This is a genomic window from Streptomyces sp. NPDC052701, assembly GCF_040678355.1.
Lineage (GTDB): Bacteria > Actinomycetota > Actinomycetes > Streptomycetales > Streptomycetaceae > Streptomyces.
Map to the genome: position 1 here is coordinate 144,235 of NZ_JBFATO010000016.1, position 16,129 is coordinate 160,363.

Consider the following 16,129-nt stretch of genomic DNA (forward strand, 5'->3'; position numbering starts at 1 on the left):
AACCCATGGCCATGGACGCCATCTCCGTCATCCGCACCAAGCGGGACCGCGGCGAGCTCAGCGACGAGCAGATCGACTGGGTCATCGACGCGTACACCCGCGGGGAGGTGGCCGACGAGCAGATGTCGGCCCTCGCGATGGCCATCCTGCTCAACGGCATGAACCGGCGCGAGATCGCCCGCTGGACGGCGGCGATGATCGCCTCCGGCGAGCGCATGGACTTCTCGTCGCTGTCGCGCCCCACGGCGGACAAGCACTCCACGGGCGGCGTGGGCGACAAGATCACCCTGCCGCTCGCCCCCCTGGTCGCCGCCTGCGGCGCGGCCGTCCCGCAGCTGTCCGGCCGCGGCCTCGGCCACACCGGCGGCACCCTGGACAAGCTGGAGTCGATCCCCGGCTGGCGCGCCCTGCTCTCCAACGAGGAGATGCTGCGCGTCCTGGACACCACGGGCGCGGTGATCTGCGCGGCGGGCGACGGCCTGGCCCCGGCGGACAAGAAGCTGTACGCCCTGCGGGACGTCACCGGCACGGTCGAGGCGATCCCGCTCATCGCCTCCTCGATCATGTCCAAGAAGATCGCCGAGGGCACCGGCTCCCTGGTCCTGGACGTGAAGGTGGGCAGCGGCGCCTTCATGAAGACGATCGAGGACGCCCGGGAGCTGGCCTCCACGATGGTGGGCCTGGGCACGGACCACGGCGTGCGGACGGTCGCGCTCCTCACCGACATGTCGACCCCGCTGGGCCTGACGGCCGGCAACGCGCTGGAGGTCCGCGAGTCGGTCGAGGTCCTGGCGGGCGGCGGCCCGGCCGACGTGGTGGAGCTGACGATAGCCCTCGCCCGCGAGATGCTCGACGCGGCGGGCGTGAAGGACGCCGACCCGGCCAAGGCCCTGGCCGACGGCTCCGCGATGGACGTCTGGCGCCGCATGATCGCCGCGCAGGGCGGCGACCCGGACGCCGCGCTGCCCACGTCGAAGGAGCAGCACGTCGTCAAGGCGGGCGCCTCCGGCGTCCTGACCCGCCTGGACGCCTACGACATCGGCGTCGCCGCCTGGCGCCTGGGCGCGGGCCGGGCCCGCAAGGAGGACCCGGTGCAGGCGGCGGCGGGCGTGGAGATGCACGCCAAGCCGGGCGACACGGTGACCGAGGGCCAGCCCCTGCTGACCCTCCACACGGACACCCCCGAGCGCTTCGACTACGCCCTGGAGGCGATCGAGGGCTCGTACGACATCGCGGCCCCGGGCACGGCCTTCACCCCGTCGCCGGTGGTGCTGGAACGTATCGCCTGACCAGGGGTTTCCCCATTCGGATGAACGGGATCGGTGGACCGCCGCCGATCCCGTTCGGCATGCTGGGACCGGTGACGTACCGATTGGAGACCGCCATGGGCGCACTCACCGTCGACCACATGACGGCCAGTGGCCACGAGTGGGACGGCCTCGTCCGGATCTGGAAGGAGACGGACGCACCCGAGGGCTGCAGGGTGGAGATCATCGAGGGGATCGTCACCGTGGCACCACCGCCGTCCAACGACCACAACGACATCGCTGACCTGGTGCAGCGAAGCCTTTACGCGGTCATCCCCGGACACTGGGGCATCTACCAGACCCTGGGCATGGCGGTCCCGTCCCGCGACGGGCTCTACATCCCTGACATCGCAGTCGCGCCGAGGCAGGCCCTGCGTGGCGAGGAAGGGAACTACGTCCCGGCGGCCGCCGCGGAACTCATCGTCGAGATCACTTCCAAGCCCGACGCGATCAACGACCGGCTCAAGAAGACCGCAGGCTACGCCCAGGCCGGAGTCCCCCTTTACCTCCTCGTCGACAGCTGGGCTCCGGGCGGCCCCACGGTCACGCTCTACGGTGAGCCGAAGAGCGAGGTCTACCGCGTCCTGCAGGCCGGAAAATTCGGCGACCCCGTCACCTTGCCCGAGCCCTTCGACTGCACCCTCGACACCAGCCTGTTCCCGGTCGGCTGAAGAAATCAGCCCAACAGCGCCGCCACCACCACCAGCACCGGTACCGACACCACCGTCGACAGCAGGATCGCCTCCCGGGCCAGCACCTCTCCGACCCGGTAGCGGCTCGCGTACGTGAACAGGTTCTGGGCCGCCGGCAGGGACGACGTCACCACCACGTCCAGCAGGGCCGCGCCCCGCAGCCCGAAGACGCCCGCCGCCAGCGCCCAGGCGACCACGGGCTGGGCGAACGACTTGAGCGCCACGGCCAGCAGCACCGGGGCCCGTTCGCCGCCGCGCAGCGGGAGGGCGCTGCCGCGCAGGGAGATGCCGAAGGCCAGCAGGACGGCGGGCACCGACATGTTGCCGATCAGGGTGAGCGGATCCATCAGCGGCCCCGGGAGGCCGATACCCGCCGCCGACACGGCCACCCCCGCCAGCGACCCCGCCGCCACCGGGTTGCGCAACGGGGTCAGCAGCCGCTGCCACAGCGGACGCTGCTCCCCGCCGCTCGCGAGATCGAGGACCGTGAGCGCGACCGGTGTGACCCCGACGAGCTGGAACAGCAGCACCGGCGCCACCAGCGACGCGTCGCCCAGCACGTACACGGCGATCGGGATGCCCAGGTTGCCGGAGTTGACGTAGCCGGAGCACAGGGCACCGATCGTCGTACGGCCCACCCCCCAGCGGCGTACGGCGCCGACCGCCACGAAGACCCCCGCCGCCGCTGCCGTGCTCAGCGCCGTCACCAGCAGCCGGCTGGAGAAGACCACCGCCAGGTCGGCGCGCGCGAGCGTGGTGAAGAGCAGCGCCGGCGAGGCCACGTGGAAGGCGAGCCTGGTCAGGACCTCGCGCCCCTCGTCCCCGAGGTGGCCGCCGCGGCCGATCGCGTATCCGACCCCGATGACCACGGCGATGACCGCGAAGCCGCTCAGCACTCCCTGCACGGCGGCTCCTCACCGGGAAGGAGGGCAGCGGGCACCGCGGGCGGGGGAGGTACGTGGGGCATGCGGGCAACCCTCCGGGGAGGGTCGTGTCCGGGTCAATGTGATCCTCGCGTCGCCGGGCGCCCGGCCGGACGCGATGAGTTGCCGGCACCCGCGCGGTCTACCGTTCGTGGACGCCATGACACCGCCCGTACTCGTGCTGCCCGGCCCCGTCACCCGGGACGAGGTGGGAGGGCTGAGCGAACGGGTGCAGGAACTGCTGCGCGCCGGCGGTGCCGGGGTCGTGGTCTGCGATGTCGCGGGGCTGGGGCCGCCCGGGCTCGGCGCCGTCGACCTGCTGGCGCGGCTGCAGCTGGCCGCCCGCAGGGCCGGGGGCCGGATCCGGCTGCGCGACCCGGACCCGGCCCTAGGCGCCCTGCTCGACCTGGTCGGCCTCCGCTTCGAGACGGAGGGGCAGCCCGAACAGCGGGAACCAGCGCCCGGTGTCGAGGAAGCAGTGGAATCCGGTGATCCGGCCGCCTGATATCTCCAGCACCTGCACCGCCCACGGGACGAAGCCGCCCGCCTCCGGGTCCGGCTTGTACTGGGCGAAGCCCGGCAGCCCGTTGACCCGGACCGGCACCAGACGGGAACCCGCGCAGGGCGCGCCCAGCGTCGTCATGAAGCCCGTGATGTCGTCGGCGCCGGTCAGCCACAGGTCGAACGGCGGCATCGTCATGACGGCGTCCTCGTGCAGCAGGGCGGTCAGCGCCGCCATGTCGTAGCCCTCGAAGGCCGCGACGTACCGCTCCAGAAGCTTCTGCTGCTCCTCGTCCAGCGGGTCGGAGACGGCCGCCCCGGCGCCCGGCTCCTGCCGCTCGGCCAGGGTCGCCCGGGCCCGCTGGAGGGCGCTGTTGACCGAGGCGACCGAGGTGCCGAGCAGTTCGGCGACCTCGCTCGCCCGCCACGCGAGCACCTCGCGCAGGATCAGCACCGCCCGCTGCTTGGGCGGGAGCTTCTGCAGGGCGGCCATGAAGGCGAGCCGCACGGACTCCTTGGCGACCGCCGCCTCCGCGGGGTCCTGCGTCGTGGGCAGCACGCGCGCGTCGGGCATCGGCTCCAGCCAGGTGTGGTCCGGGCGGGGGGACAGGGCGGCCCGGGCGAGCGGGGTGGACTCGGTCAGGTCCATGGGTCGGGCGCGCTTGTTGCCCGCGTTCAGCATGTCCAGGCAGACGTTGGTCGCGATGCGGTAGAGCCAGGAGCGGAGACTGGAGCGTCCCTCGAACTTGTCGTGGCTGCGCCAGGCGCGGACCATCGTGTCCTGCACCGCGTCCTCGGCCTCGAAGGAGGAGCCGAGCATCCGGTAGCAGTACCCGGTCAGTTCGACCCGGTGCGCCTCCAGCCTGGCGTCCAGGTCCGTCGTAGTCGCCGTGCCGTTCGTCATGGTCCACCCACCCCTGTGGCGTTCCTGTCGCGCACCTTCGCGCCCAGCACTTCGGAAGCTACCGCAGGCCACTGACAACGGCCCCCGGAGGAGGAGAAGGCGCAGGCCGGACCGGTTGTCTCACGGTCGTGGGCGGACGCCGGCGGCCGGGGCCGGCCGTCGTCCGCCACCGCGCGGCGGCGCCCGCCGTCCGGCCCCGGCCGGAGACGTCCGGCCCCGGCCGGGGAGCGCGCCGTGGGCTCAGACCGCCGCCGGACGCCGTTGCGCCCGGGCCGCCCGGGTGCCGAGGAGCGTGATCGCCACCACCCCGGCCACGGCCAGCAGCCCGACCCCCACCGTCCCGGCCCAGCCGGCCGCGTGGAAGGCCACCGCGCCCGCCGTGCTGCCCGCGCTGGAGCCGATGTAGTACGCGGACTGGTACAGCGCCGACGCCTGCGCCCGGCCGCGCGTCGCCGTCCTGCCCACCGCCGACGACGCCACCGCGTGGCCCGCGAAGAAGCCCGCCGTGACGAGCACCAGACCCAGCAGGACCGGCGCGATCGCATCCGCCAGGGACAGCAGCAGGCCCGCCGCCGTGGTGCCGCCCGCCGCGTACAGCGCGCCCCGCCGGCCCAGCCGGCCGACCAGCCGGCCCGCCGTCGACGCCGACACCGTGCCCACGAGGTAGACGAGGAAGACCGAGCCGACGACGCCCTGGGGCAGGGAGAACGGCGCCTCGGCCAGGCGGTAGCCGATGACGGTGTACACGCCGCCGAACACCGTCATGAACAGCGCGCCGATCGCGTACAGGCGGCGCAGCAGCGGGTCGCGGAGGTGGTCGCGCACCGTCCCCGCCAGCACCCGGGGCCGCAGCGACCCCGCCCGGAAGTGCGCCGGCGCCGGCAGCAGCAGCCGGAAGGCCACCGCGCAGGCCACCGCGACCACCCCGACCACACCGACGGCGACCCGCCAGCCCCACTCCTGGGCGACCCAGCCGGTGACGATCCGGCCGCTCATCCCGCCGACGCTGTTGCCCGCGACGAACAGGCCGATCGCGGTGGTCAGCGCCTTGGGGGTGACCTCCTCCGCGAGGTACGCGGTCGCCGAGGCCGGCAGTCCGGCCAGGGCCGCGCCCTGCAGCGCCCGCAGCACGACCAGGACGTCCAGCGACGGGGCGAAGGGGACGAGCAGCCCGAGGGCCACCGCGACGGCCAGCGACGCCGTCATGACCGCACGGCGTCCGAAGCGCTCCGACAGCGCGCTCATCGGCAGGACGGACACCGCCAGGCCGCCCGTCGCGGCCGCCACCGTCCAGCTCGCGTCGCTCGCCGTCACCGCGAACTCGCCGGAGACCGACGGCAGGAGCGCCTGCGTGGAGTAGAGCAGCGCGAAGGTCGCGACCCCCGCGAGGAAGAGGGCCAGGCTCATCCGGCGGTAGCCGGGGCAGCCCGGGGACATGCGTGAGTCGGGAACGGGGACGGGGACGTCGGCGCCCACGGCGGTGGACGCCCCGGTACTGGCGGGAGACATGCTTCGACGCTACGTACGGACCGGATCATCCGTCCAATGCACGGAATCGCCATAATCGTTCCCATGGTGCATCAACCGAGCTCACGGACCCGCCTGTCACCGTCCGGTGACACACGAGACACAACGGGCACGGCACGCGGGGCAGGCGCGGCACGCGGGGCAGGCGCGACGCACCCGGCCGGCGCGGCGGACGCGGCGGACCTGGCGCGACTGCTCGCCCCCCGCCTGGCGTACTTCGCCGGCGTCGCCCGCACCGAGCACGTCACGCGCGCCGCGCAGGAGATGGGCGTCCCCCAGTCGACCCTCTCCCGCGCCATGGCCCGCCTCGAACAGGACCTGGGCGTCGACCTGTTCGCCCGCCACGGCCGCACGGTGTCCCTCACCCCCGCCGGCCGCGCGTTCCTGACCTCCGTCGAACGCGCCCTCGCCGAGATCGGGCGCGCCGCCGACGAGGTGCGCGCCGACGCCGACCCGGCCACCGGCAAGGTCGCCTTCGGGTTCCTGCACACCATGGGCGCCGAGACCGTCCCCGGCCTGCTCCAGGCGTTCCGCGCCGACCACCCCCGGATCCGCTTCAGCCTCGTCCAGAACTACGGCGAGGCGATGATCGAACGGCTGCGGGCCGGCGAGCTGGACCTGTGCCTGACCTCCCCGGTGCCGGACGCCCCGGACCTGGTCGCCCGCCGCCTGGACGAGCAGAAACTGCGCCTCGTCGTCCCCGCCGACCACCGTCTGGCCACCCGTCGGCGCATCCGCCTGGCCGAGGCCGCCGACGAGACCTTCGTCACCCTGGAACCCGGTTACGGGCTGCGCCGCATCACCGACGACCTCTGCAAGGAGGCCGGCTTCCGGCCCCGCGTCGCCTTCGAGGGCGAGGAGGCCGAGACCCTGCGGGGCCTGGTCGCGGCCGGCCTCGGGGTCGCCCTCCTGCCACCGCCCGCCGTGCCGCGCCCGGGAGTGGCCGAACTGACGGTCACGGCCCCCCGGGCGGTCCGCGAGATCGGTGTGGCGTGGGCGGCGGGCCGCCCGGACACCCCGCCGGTGGCCGCCTTCAAGAAGTTCCTGCTGTCGCGGCGCGGCAACCTGCTCCCGGCCTGAGGACGGAAGCGGGCGGGCGGCGGGGACCCGGCGGCGAAGGCCCGGCGCTACCGCCGCCAGGAAGTCCCGAACCCCGCCGCAAGCGGCATCCGCAGCCCCAGCGGGGGCGGCGCGGCGAAGGCGTCCCGCACCGGCCGCGAGAAGGCCCGCCCGAACAGCGCCCCCATGACGAAGTCCTCGGCCAGCGCGAGGACTTCGCCGCGGTACTGGTGCAACCCGTGCCCGTCGGCGTGCACTTCGAACCGGCACACCTCCCGGTTCGCCTTCTTCGCCCGCGCCGCGAGCCGGAACGACAGCTCCGGATCGGTCCGCCCGTCGTGCGTGCCGTGCACGATCAGCACCCGCCGCCCGGCGAGCTGGCGCACCGGTTCGGGTTCGGCGGCCACGTCGTCCCCCGGCAGCCAGGGAGCCAGCGCCAGCACGGAGTTGACGGCCTCGTGGCCGCCCGCGCGCAGTGCGGCCCGGCCGCCCATGCCGAGGCCGGCGAGGCAGACGGGGACGTCGCCGTAGCGCCGCACGACCTCGTCGGCGGCCCAGGAGGCGTCACCCGCCGGATGGGCCTCGCCGCCGTTCCAGCCGCGGTAGCGGTAGTGCACCACGTGGACGGCGATGCCCTCGTCCCGCCCCGCGCGGGCGAGCCGGCGTCCCAGCGCGCGGACGGACGCGGCCGCCCACAGCGCGGACGGTCTGCGGCTGGAGACCTCGTCGCCGCCGGGGAGCAGCAGTACCGCCCCGCCGACCGCCGTCGGCTCGGGACCGAGCGTCTTCCCCAGCCGGGCCCTGCGCACCGGCGTCGCTTGCTGTGCCATGGCAGAACAGTGTCAGAAGCGCGGGTGTACGCGACCCGTCCTTGCGGTCACCGTTGCGTATCGACGCGGACGTGCGGACGCGAAGGGGTACGCGAGGCGCGCGGGAGGCGCGCGGGAAGCGCACTCTACGCGCGTAGGAGTTAGAGTGCGGAAATGACGAGCCAGATCCATGCGAAGACCCCGACGCAGGACCAGATCCGCCGGGCGCCGAAGGTTCTGCTGCACGACCACCTCGACGGCGGGCTGCGCCCCGGCACCGTCGTCGAACTCGCCCGGGAGACGGGCTACACCCAGCTTCCCGAGACCGACCCCGAGCGGCTCGCCGTGTGGTTCCGCGAGGCGGCCGACTCCGGCTCCCTGGAGCGGTACCTGGAGACCTTCACCCACACCGTCGGCGTGATGCAGACCCGCGAGGCCCTCGTGCGGGTCGCCGCCGAGTGCGCCGAGGACCTCGCCGCGGACGGCGTCGTCTACGCCGAGGTGCGGTACGCCCCCGAGCAGCACCTTGACGGCGGACTGAGTCTCGAGGAGGTCGTCGAGGCCGTCGACGAGGGCTTCCGGGAGGGGGAGCGGCGCGCGCGGGCGAACGGCCACCGCATCCGCGTGGGCGCCCTGCTCACCGCCATGCGGCACGCGGCCCGCGCCCTGGAGATCGCCGAACTCGCCAACCGCTACCGCGACCTGGGCGTCGTCGGCTTCGACATCGCGGGCGCCGAGGCCGGCTACCCGCCCACCCGGCACCTGGACGCCTTCGAGTACCTCAAGCGCGAGAACAACCACTTCACCATCCACGCCGGCGAGGCCTTCGGCCTGCCCTCCATCTGGCAGGCCCTGCAGTGGTGCGGCGCCGACCGGCTCGGGCACGGGGTGCGCATCATCGACGACATCCAGGTCCACGAGGACGGCACGGTCGAGCTCGGGCGGCTCGCCGGCTACGTCCGGGACAAGCGCATCCCGCTGGAGCTGTGCCCCAGCTCCAACCTGCAGACCGGGGCGGCCTCCTCGTACGCCGAGCACCCCATCGGGCTGCTGCGCCGGCTGCACTTCCGCGCCACGGTGAACACGGACAACCGGCTCATGTCCCACACCAGCATGAGCCGGGAGTTCGAGCACCTCGTCGACGCGTTCGGTTACACGCTCGACGACATGCAGTGGTTCTCCGTCAATGCGATGAAGTCGGCGTTCATTCCTTTCGATGAACGGCTGGCCATGATCAATGACGTGATCAAACCCGGATACGCCGAGCTGAAGTCCGAATGGCTGTTCCAGCAGGCCGCTCCCGCCAGCGGTTCCACGGGAGCGGAGGGCTGACGCGGGGGCGCGGGGCGCGGACGGCGTTCACCATCCGTCCGCATTTCCATGTTTGCGGCGCCCGCACCGGCGTGTTTACGGTCGCGGCACCGCTGACAACCCGTCACCCCGTCTCGAGGACGCATTTCATGAAGCAGTCTGCTGCCAGGACCCTCGGTGTCGCCGCCCTCGGTGCCGCCTTCGCCGCCGCCGGCACCGGCGCCGCGAACGCGGCACCGTCCCTTCCGGACGCCGGCCGGACGCTGGACACCGTGACCAGGACGCTCCCCGCGGAGACCGTCCCCCAGGCGCTGCCCGGCGGGGGGCAGGCGCTGGAGCAGGGGCGGAGCGTGGCCGGCTCGGGTCTCGGGACCGCGGCCCCGGTTGCCCGGCAGGTGGTCGGGCAGCAGCTGTCCCAGGGCCCGGCCCGGCCGGTCGCCGGTCTGCTCGGCGGCCTGCCGGTGCAGGGGCTGCCCACGCAGGGCACGCCGGTGAACGGGATCCCGCTCGGCTGACCCGCGCGCAGGCGGGCACACCTGCCGATGGGGCGCACCCCGGACACGGGGTGCGCCCCACCGGCGTACCCGGGCGACGGCGCTCACCAGGCCGTGCGTGCCTTGTCCTCGGACGGCAGGAAGATCCACAGCGCGATGTAGAGCAGGAACTGCGGGCCCGGCAGCAGGCACGAGAGCAGGAAGACCACCCGCATCGTCGTGGCGGAGGTGCCGAAGCGCCGTGCCAGCGCGGCACACACTCCGCCGATCATGCGGCCGTCGGTGGGGCGGGCGAGACGGGACATGTGCGGCTCCTTCGTGTCTTCGGCCCGTTCGCCTCCGGGGCGCCGCGGCCGGTGCGGGGCCTCCCTCGGTGGCTGCCCCGTCTGCACTCCACGCTACGGGGACGAAGGGGGCAAAGCGTCACTCCACGGGGCGATCCCGACCCTGGGAATCGTCGGGGTCCGACCCTGAGCCGGCTCCTCCTGGAGGACGGTCGCCCGGCCCCGGCGCTCGCTTCGGCGGCGCAGCCGGGAACGGCCCGCGGGGACGACGGCGAGGTGCGCGAGGGCCACGCCCACGGAGTTGAGCAGCAGCGAGTCGACGTCCACGACCTGGCCCGGCACGCCGGTCTGCAGCAGCTCGATGCCCAGTGACAGCAGGGTGCCCGCGGCGACGGTACGGGCCAGCGAGCCGAGCCGGGAGACGGCCAGCCGCCCGCCCGCCATCGGCAGCAGGACACCCAGCGGGGCCAGCAGGGCGAGCCCCTCGCCGATCCGGCGGGCCGCCTCCGGCCAGCCCAGCGCGAGGTCGGCCCGGATGCCGGCGAACGGCCGCAGATTGGCGGGCATCACCCAGGGCACGTCCAGCGGCCGCAGCGTCAGCCAGGCGACGCACACGAGGTGGGCGACGAGGAGGACACCTCCTGCCACGCGGATGCGGATCGCGGCGCTGCCGCCGATGGAGCCTTGACGCTGCACGCCCCCCTAGACGCGGCCTTCGGCGCGATCGGTTCCGGAACGCCGCCCGGGACCGGTGTGAGGCCTGCGCCACAGCGCCTCGGCCGCGGCCCGACGGAACCGTCAGCCGCCGACGGCCTCCGCCGACGGCGGCTCCTTGCTGCCGGGCCGGGCCCGCACCTCGTCCGTGCACTCGTAGCGGCGCGGCGGCTCGTCGCCGGGCCCGCCGAGGATCACGGAACCGTCGCCCTCGGCGGCCGCCGAGTCGGAGAACGTGCAGACGATCTGGGCGAGCGCGTACGAGGTGAGGCCGCCGGGCGCGGTGCTCAGCCGCAGCGCGTCCTCCGGGTCCCCGGGGCGCGGCCCGCCCACCCGCAGGCCGCCGCGCACGTCCGTGCCGTACCCGGCCTCCTTCTCGGCGGCCGACGGCTGCGCGGCGAGCTCGTCCAGCAGCCCCTGCGCCACCAGCAGGCGCCGCTCGGAGTCGGCGGTGCCGTCCGGGACCCGCACGTTCCGGTCGACGGTCACCAGCGACGAGCCGCACAGCAGGAACACCTGCACCGGCAGACCGCCCGCCGTCCGGGCCGGCACGCTCGGCCCGGCGAGCGAACACCGCACCCGCGAGGGCGCCGGCCCGAAGTCCGTCGGCACCTCCGTGGCGCGGATCCCGCACCCGGCGAGCAGGGCGACGGCGGCGAGCACGGGGACGGCCGCCAGCCGCCGTCCGGCCCCCGCCCGCTCCCGACGCCGGCGCCCGCCGCCCGCGCCCCCGGGGGAGACGGCCGCCGGCCGCCGTGCGACCGCCGTCCGCTCCTGCGGGGCGCCGCCGCCGTCCCCCAGGGACGCGGCCGGCCGGCGTCGTACGTTCATCAGGCGTCCCCCTTCGCGCCCTCGTCCTTGGTCCTGTCGTCGCCGGCCCGGTCCTTCCCGGCGCCCTCCGCCTGCTCCGTCAGCGCGGAGACGTCCCGCGGCAGCCGCAGCGTGAAGACCGCGCCGCCCTCCGGGCAGTTGGCGGCGGTGATCCCGCCGCCGTGGATGTGGGCGTTCTCCAGGGCGATGGACAGGCCGAGGCCGCTGCCCTCGGAACGCGGCCGGGAGGCGCTGGCCTTGTAGAACCGGTCGAAGACGTGCGGCAGGACGTCCTCGGGGATGCCGGGCCCGTGGTCGCGCACCTGGATGACGAGCTCGCTGTCCTCCTCGCGCACGGACACCCGCACCGGGGAGCCGCCGTGCTTGAGCGCGTTGCCGATGAGGTTGGCCAGCACGACGTCCAGGCGACGCGGGTCGATACGGGCGTGGATGCCCCGCTCGGCGTCCAGCTCGACCGCGTCCAGCCAGGCCCGGGCGTCGATGCAGGCGGTGATCTGGTCGGCGATGTCGACGTCGTCCAGGACGAGCCGGGCGGTGCCCGCGTCGAAGCGGGTGACCTCCATCAGGTTCTCGACCAGGTCGTTCAGCCGCCGCGTCTCGCTGACGACGAGCCGTACCGCGGGCTCGATCATCGGGTCGATGCCGCCGCTCTCGGAGTCCAGCTCCTCCTCCAGCACCTCGGTCACGGCGGTGATGGCGGTCAGCGGCGTCCGCAGCTCATGGCTCATGTCCGCCACGAAGCGGCGGGACGCCTCGTCCCGCGCGGCCATGTCCGCCACCCGCTTCTCCAGCGCCTCGGCGGCCTTGTTGAAGGTCCGGGACAGATCGGCCAGTTCGTCGGTCCCGGACACCCGCAGACGGGTGTCCAGCCGGCCCTCGCCGAGCCGCCGTGCGGCGACGCCGAGCCGGTGCACCGGCTTCAGCACGGTCGTCGCGGCGGCCTGGGCGAGCAGCGCCGAGCCGATCAGCGCGAGCCCGGTGGCGATGCCCAGCGACCAGGCCAGCGAGTTGAGGTCCTTGGCCTCCGGCTCCAGCGACTTGAGCATGTAGCCGGTGGGGCCGCCGCCGATCACCCTCGTCCCGGCCACCAGGTAGGGGGTGTCGTCCTCGACGATCCGCTGCCAGTACAGGTGGTAGGCGTGCTCGTTGGACGAGGTGACCTTCTGCCGCTTGTCCACCGCCTTGCGCAGCGACCGCGGCACGTCGCGCAGCGAGAAGCCGTTCAGGCCGCCGGAACTGCCGTACACGGTCCTGCCCCCGGCGTCCTCGGCGACCAGCAGCACGGTGAAGCGCTGGCCGCTGCCCGCCATCTGGCCCGCGGTGTGCTGCAGCTCGTCCTGCGTGGGACGCTCCGGCAGCGCGCCCGCCCGGTTCTGCATCTCCTGCTCGAAGTCGCGCAGCACGGCGTCCTGGGTGCGGGTGAGCACCGCCTCGCGGTTCAGCCAGTAGGCGATCGCGGACGCGGAGACGGCGGCCGTCAGGGCCACCAGACCGAAGACGACGACCAGCCGCAGGCGCAGGCTGGTGAAGCGCAGCCCCGACAGAACCTTCTTGCGCGCCGCGGCCCAGCCGCGGGTCCCCCCCGGGTGGTGCCGTGTCACTGAGGCGGATCCAGCCGGTAGCCGACACCGCGCACGGTACGGATCAGCGTCGGGGACGACGGCACGTCCTCGACCTTGGCGCGCAGCCGCTGGACGCAGGCGTCCACCAGGCGCGAGTCGCCGAGGTAGTCGTGCTCCCACACCAGCCGCAGCAGCTGCTGGCGCGACAGCGCCTGCCCCGGCCGCCGGCTCAGCTCCAGCAGCAGCCGCAGCTCGGTCGGCGTGAGCTGGAGGTCCTCGCCGTTCTTGGTGACCGTCATCGCCGCCCGGTCGATCACCAGGCTGCCGAAGGTCGCCGAGTCGCTGGACTCCCGCTCGCCGCGCCGCAGCACCGCCCGGATCCGGGCGTCCAGCACCCGGCCCTGCACCGGTTTGACGACGTAGTCGTCGGCACCGGACTCCAGACCGACGACGACGTCGATGTCGTCGTTGCGCGCGGTCAGCAGGATGATCGGCAGCTGGTCGGTGCGCCGGATGCGCCGGCACACCTCGAACCCGTCGATGCCGGGCAGCATCACGTCCAGCACGATCAGATCCGGTCGCTGCTCGCGCAGCAGCTTCAGACCGTCCTCACCACTGGCAGCGGTCGCCACGCGGTGACCCTGGCGCGTCAGAGAGAGCTCCAGGGCCGTCCGGATGGCGTCGTCGTCCTCGATCAGCAACAGGGAAGGCACGGGCTCATTCTGGCCCATGGAGGCGCGCGGTTCGACCCGTGGGCCGAGATGGGGGCCGCCGGTACCGCCGACGCCGGTGAACGGCCCGTGGACGCGCCGCGGCCGGCCCCTGTGACAGGTCTGTGACAGTCGGCGGACACGGCCATGAAGTCGCCCCGGCAAGCTTTTCGGCACGGGCAGGACAGCACGACCGAATGACCGGAAGTCCACGACGGGGGGCGCGAGATGAACACGCTGCACGGCACCAGCACCAGCGCAGTGATCACGCGTCTGCACGACGTGCACCGGGGCGGCGAGAAGTCCGGTGCCGGCGGGGGCGCCTCCCTGCTCGGGGGAGGGCGGGGGTGCGCTCGCGGCAGCGGGCGCCAGCACACCGCCTACATGACGGTGGTCGACGCACCCGCGGAGGAGAGCAGGGAAAGCCACGGGGGAACCGCGTACGGGGAGGCCCCGGGGGAGCGCCGTTCCCTGTCCGAGGCGGAGTTCACCGCCTACGTCCAGGAGCGCCGCGCCTCCCTGTACGCCACCGCCTACCACCTCACCGGCGACCGCTTCGAAGCCGAGGACCTGCTGCAGAGCGCGCTGTTCTCGACGTACCGGGCGTGGGACCGGATCAGCGACAAGGCGGCGGTCGGCGGATACCTGCGCCGCACCATGACCAACCTGCACATCAGCGCCTGGCGGCGCCGCAAGCTCAACGAGTACCCGACCGAGGAACTGCCGGAGACGGTCGGCGACACGGACGCGATGCGCGGCACCGAGCTGCGCGCGGTCCTGTGGCAGGCCCTGGCCCGGCTGCCCGAACTCCAGCGCACCATGCTGGTCCTGCGCTACTACGAGGGCCGCACGGACCCGGAGATCGCGGAGATCCTCGGCATCAGTGTCGGCACGGTCAAGTCCAGCATCTGGCGGTCGCTGCGCCGGCTGCGCGAGGACGAGGTCCTCAGCCTGGGCCGTGACGAGGTGGACGCCTTCGGCGAGTTGGTCGCCTGAAGGTCGGGGGGAGAAAAACAGGATCCGGGTGTATCAGGGGAGGGACACCGGGGTCTTCATCTCAGGGACCCGGAATCCGGGTCCGGGGGAACACGGGGGAAACCCAACGGGGGAGCAACGGGGGAACACGGGGGACCCCGGGAAACCGGGGAGCGACACGGGGGATCGCGGGGGAAGCACGGGGGAGCGGGGCTGGAGGGCCGGGGGGTCCGTCCAGCCCCGCTTTCGTGTTCCCGTCTTCCGGCTTTCGTGTTCCGGGCTTCCGGCTCGCGTTGCGGGTGCGGGCCCCGGATCAGGCCGCCGTGCCGGCCGTCGCGCACGGGCCGGCCGCCGCGGTCGCCAGGCGGCCCAGCGCCTCGTCCCGGTCGCAGGCGTACGCGCCGAGCGCCGTCTGGCGGGCGATGATCGAGCGCTCCAGCCGCATCAGCCGCCAGCCCCGGCGCACCAGGAACGGCACCGACTTGCGGCCCTCCCTCAGGTCCCGTACGAAGCGCCGGCGGAAGGTCGTGACCGGCCCGCGGCTCAGGCACAGCGCGTCGGCCAGGACGCCCAGGTCGCGGCAGCGACCGATGATCTCCGCGGCGAAGACGCCCTCCGCGATGAACAGCGGGGTCCGCCCGATGTCGACGGTCTCCTCGCCGGTGCGGGCGCTGAGCGCGAGGTCGTAGACGGGAACAGTGGTACGGCCCGTGTGGCACAACCGGGTGATCGCGGCGACGGCCGTGTCCGCGTCCCAGGAGTCCGGGTGGTCCCAGTCGATGTCGGAGCTCCCCGCCACCAGCGGAAGCGTCGGGTCGTCGCCCTCCTTGTAGAAGTCGTCGAGCCGCAGCACCGGGAGGCCGGAGCGGGCCGCGAGGAGGGACTTGCCGGAGCCGGAGGGGCCGCAGAGCAGCACGACTCGCGTCGGTACGGGCGGATGGGAACTCACGGGACACCAGTGTGAGGCATCGAACGGCCGCCGTACGACCCCGCGGGCGGGCTTTGAAGCACGCGTCACACCTCTACTACGCTCCGCACCGTCCCGATCACTCCCCGCTTCGGAAGGCGGCGGCAGCCATGGTCCGGCACGCGTCCTCCCACCGGTCCACCGCCCGGCGCGCCCTGATCGCCCTGGCGGCCGCGGGAGCGGCGCTGGGAGCCGGCGCGGGGACGGCCTGCGCGGGCACCGGGCCGGCCGCCGGCGTGGCGCACGCGCGGTCCGCCCCGCCCGGCGGGACCGACCCGCAGGCCGGACCCCGGGGGCCGGCCGGCACGGTCGGCCACGTCACCGGTCCGGTCGCGGACCTCGAGCCCAACCCGCCCGCCGGCACCGGCGTGGACCCGCTCGACAACGGCGTCGGCACCCGGGCCGCCGGCTTCCGGCCCGTGACCACGCAGGAGTCGACCGGACCGGTCGCCCAGGCGCCGTCGGTCGGGGCCGTGCCGGTGGCAGGCCGGGTCACCGGTCCGCTCGCCCGTCAGGCCCGCCCGCGCAGCGGGACGCGAAAGCCCCGGCCCTCCCGGAC

The 16,129-nt window shown here is 74.0% G+C and carries 17 protein-coding genes and 1 pseudogene; 8 read left to right on the top strand and 10 right to left on the bottom strand.

Features of this window, described 5'->3' with window-relative positions:
• Positions 1-5: 5 nt before the first annotated feature.
• Positions 6-1,289 carry a thymidine phosphorylase gene (locus AB0L29_RS20105; RefSeq protein WP_365828935.1) on the top strand — a complete coding sequence of 428 codons (1,284 nt, stop codon included), beginning with the start codon at positions 6-8 and terminating at the stop codon, positions 1,287-1,289.
• Between the two features lie 95 nt (positions 1,290-1,384).
• On the top strand, positions 1,385-1,978 hold the full coding sequence (locus AB0L29_RS20110; protein ID WP_365828991.1) for a Uma2 family endonuclease: 594 nt from the start codon (positions 1,385-1,387) through the stop codon (positions 1,976-1,978).
• Between the two features lie 5 nt (positions 1,979-1,983).
• Here the strand turns inward: AB0L29_RS20110 and AB0L29_RS20115 are convergent, their stop codons facing one another.
• Complete coding sequence (locus AB0L29_RS20115; protein ID WP_365828937.1) at positions 1,984-2,904, bottom strand: AEC family transporter; 921 nt, start codon at positions 2,902-2,904, stop codon at positions 1,984-1,986.
• Positions 2,905-3,082: 178 nt separating this feature from the next.
• Here AB0L29_RS20115 and AB0L29_RS20120 point away from each other — a divergent pair, with 178 nt between their 5' ends.
• Positions 3,083-3,427 (top strand): STAS domain-containing protein, encoded by a 345-nt coding sequence (locus tag AB0L29_RS20120; protein ID WP_365828939.1) that lies wholly within the window; start codon positions 3,083-3,085, stop codon positions 3,425-3,427.
• On the opposite strand, the gene AB0L29_RS20125 is transcribed toward AB0L29_RS20120, so the two are convergent.
• Together AB0L29_RS20125 and AB0L29_RS20130 are read right to left on the bottom strand one after the other, a co-directional pair.
• On the bottom strand, positions 3,311-4,327 hold the full coding sequence (locus AB0L29_RS20125) for a sigma-70 family RNA polymerase sigma factor (protein WP_365828941.1): 1,017 nt from the start codon (positions 4,325-4,327) through the stop codon (positions 3,311-3,313). The genes AB0L29_RS20120 and AB0L29_RS20125 overlap by 117 nt on opposite strands.
• A gap of 240 nt (positions 4,328-4,567) precedes the next feature.
• Positions 4,568-5,836: an MFS transporter gene (locus tag AB0L29_RS20130; protein WP_365828943.1), complete on the bottom strand. Its 1,269-nt coding sequence runs from the start codon at positions 5,834-5,836 to the stop codon at positions 4,568-4,570.
• A 63-nt stretch (positions 5,837-5,899) separates the two neighbouring features.
• Between AB0L29_RS20130 and AB0L29_RS20135 the strand changes: the two genes are divergently transcribed.
• A complete protein-coding gene (locus AB0L29_RS20135; RefSeq protein WP_365828945.1) occupies positions 5,900-6,934 on the top strand; it encodes a LysR family transcriptional regulator in 1,035 nt (344 codons plus the stop codon).
• Between the two features lie 47 nt (positions 6,935-6,981).
• Here the strand turns inward: AB0L29_RS20135 and AB0L29_RS20140 are convergent, their stop codons facing one another.
• Positions 6,982-7,743, bottom strand: a complete 762-nt coding sequence (locus AB0L29_RS20140) for an alpha/beta hydrolase (RefSeq protein WP_365828947.1) — start codon at positions 7,741-7,743, stop codon at positions 6,982-6,984.
• 153 nt (positions 7,744-7,896) lie between these two features.
• Here AB0L29_RS20140 and AB0L29_RS20145 point away from each other — a divergent pair, with 153 nt between their 5' ends.
• Both AB0L29_RS20145 and AB0L29_RS20150 read left to right on the top strand, forming a co-directional pair.
• Complete coding sequence (locus tag AB0L29_RS20145; protein ID WP_365828949.1) at positions 7,897-9,054, top strand: adenosine deaminase; 1,158 nt, start codon at positions 7,897-7,899, stop codon at positions 9,052-9,054.
• Between the two features lie 128 nt (positions 9,055-9,182).
• Positions 9,183-9,548: an ATP-binding protein gene (locus AB0L29_RS20150; protein WP_365828951.1), complete on the top strand. Its 366-nt coding sequence runs from the start codon at positions 9,183-9,185 to the stop codon at positions 9,546-9,548.
• A gap of 83 nt (positions 9,549-9,631) precedes the next feature.
• Here AB0L29_RS20150 and AB0L29_RS20155 read toward each other — a convergent pair whose 3' ends face one another.
• The 5 genes from AB0L29_RS20155 to afsQ1 form a co-directional block, all read right to left on the bottom strand.
• Complete coding sequence (locus tag AB0L29_RS20155) at positions 9,632-9,832, bottom strand: PspC domain-containing protein (protein ID WP_365828953.1); 201 nt, start codon at positions 9,830-9,832, stop codon at positions 9,632-9,634.
• Positions 9,833-9,925: 93 nt separating this feature from the next.
• Positions 9,926-10,507 carry a VanZ family protein gene (locus AB0L29_RS20160; protein WP_365828955.1) on the bottom strand — a complete coding sequence of 194 codons (582 nt, stop codon included), beginning with the start codon at positions 10,505-10,507 and terminating at the stop codon, positions 9,926-9,928.
• A 102-nt stretch (positions 10,508-10,609) separates the two neighbouring features.
• Complete coding sequence (locus tag AB0L29_RS20165; protein WP_365828957.1) at positions 10,610-11,356, bottom strand: hypothetical protein; 747 nt, start codon at positions 11,354-11,356, stop codon at positions 10,610-10,612.
• Complete coding sequence (locus tag AB0L29_RS20170; protein WP_365828959.1) at positions 11,356-12,957, bottom strand: HAMP domain-containing sensor histidine kinase; 1,602 nt, start codon at positions 12,955-12,957, stop codon at positions 11,356-11,358. Before AB0L29_RS20170 ends, AB0L29_RS20165 begins: the two co-directional genes overlap by 1 nt.
• Entirely contained in the window at positions 12,954-13,631 is a 678-nt protein-coding gene (afsQ1, locus tag AB0L29_RS20175) for a two-component system response regulator AfsQ1 (RefSeq protein WP_189908514.1), read from the bottom strand. The genes AB0L29_RS20170 and afsQ1 overlap by 4 nt, the downstream gene beginning before the upstream one ends.
• Positions 13,632-13,856: 225 nt before the next feature.
• On the opposite strand from afsQ1, the gene AB0L29_RS20180 reads away from it, so the two are divergent.
• On the top strand, positions 13,857-14,624 hold the full coding sequence (locus AB0L29_RS20180; protein WP_365828962.1) for a SigE family RNA polymerase sigma factor: 768 nt from the start codon (positions 13,857-13,859) through the stop codon (positions 14,622-14,624).
• A 292-nt stretch (positions 14,625-14,916) separates the two neighbouring features.
• Here the strand turns inward: AB0L29_RS20180 and AB0L29_RS20185 are convergent, their stop codons facing one another.
• Positions 14,917-15,621 (bottom strand): uridine kinase, encoded by a 705-nt coding sequence (locus tag AB0L29_RS20185; RefSeq protein ID WP_365828964.1) that lies wholly within the window; start codon positions 15,619-15,621, stop codon positions 14,917-14,919.
• 59 nt (positions 15,622-15,680) lie between these two features.
• Here AB0L29_RS20185 and AB0L29_RS20190 point away from each other — a divergent pair.
• Positions 15,681-16,067: pseudogene (locus AB0L29_RS20190) on the top strand (hypothetical protein); the annotation flags it as partial.
• Between the last annotated feature and the right edge of the window lie 62 nt (positions 16,068-16,129).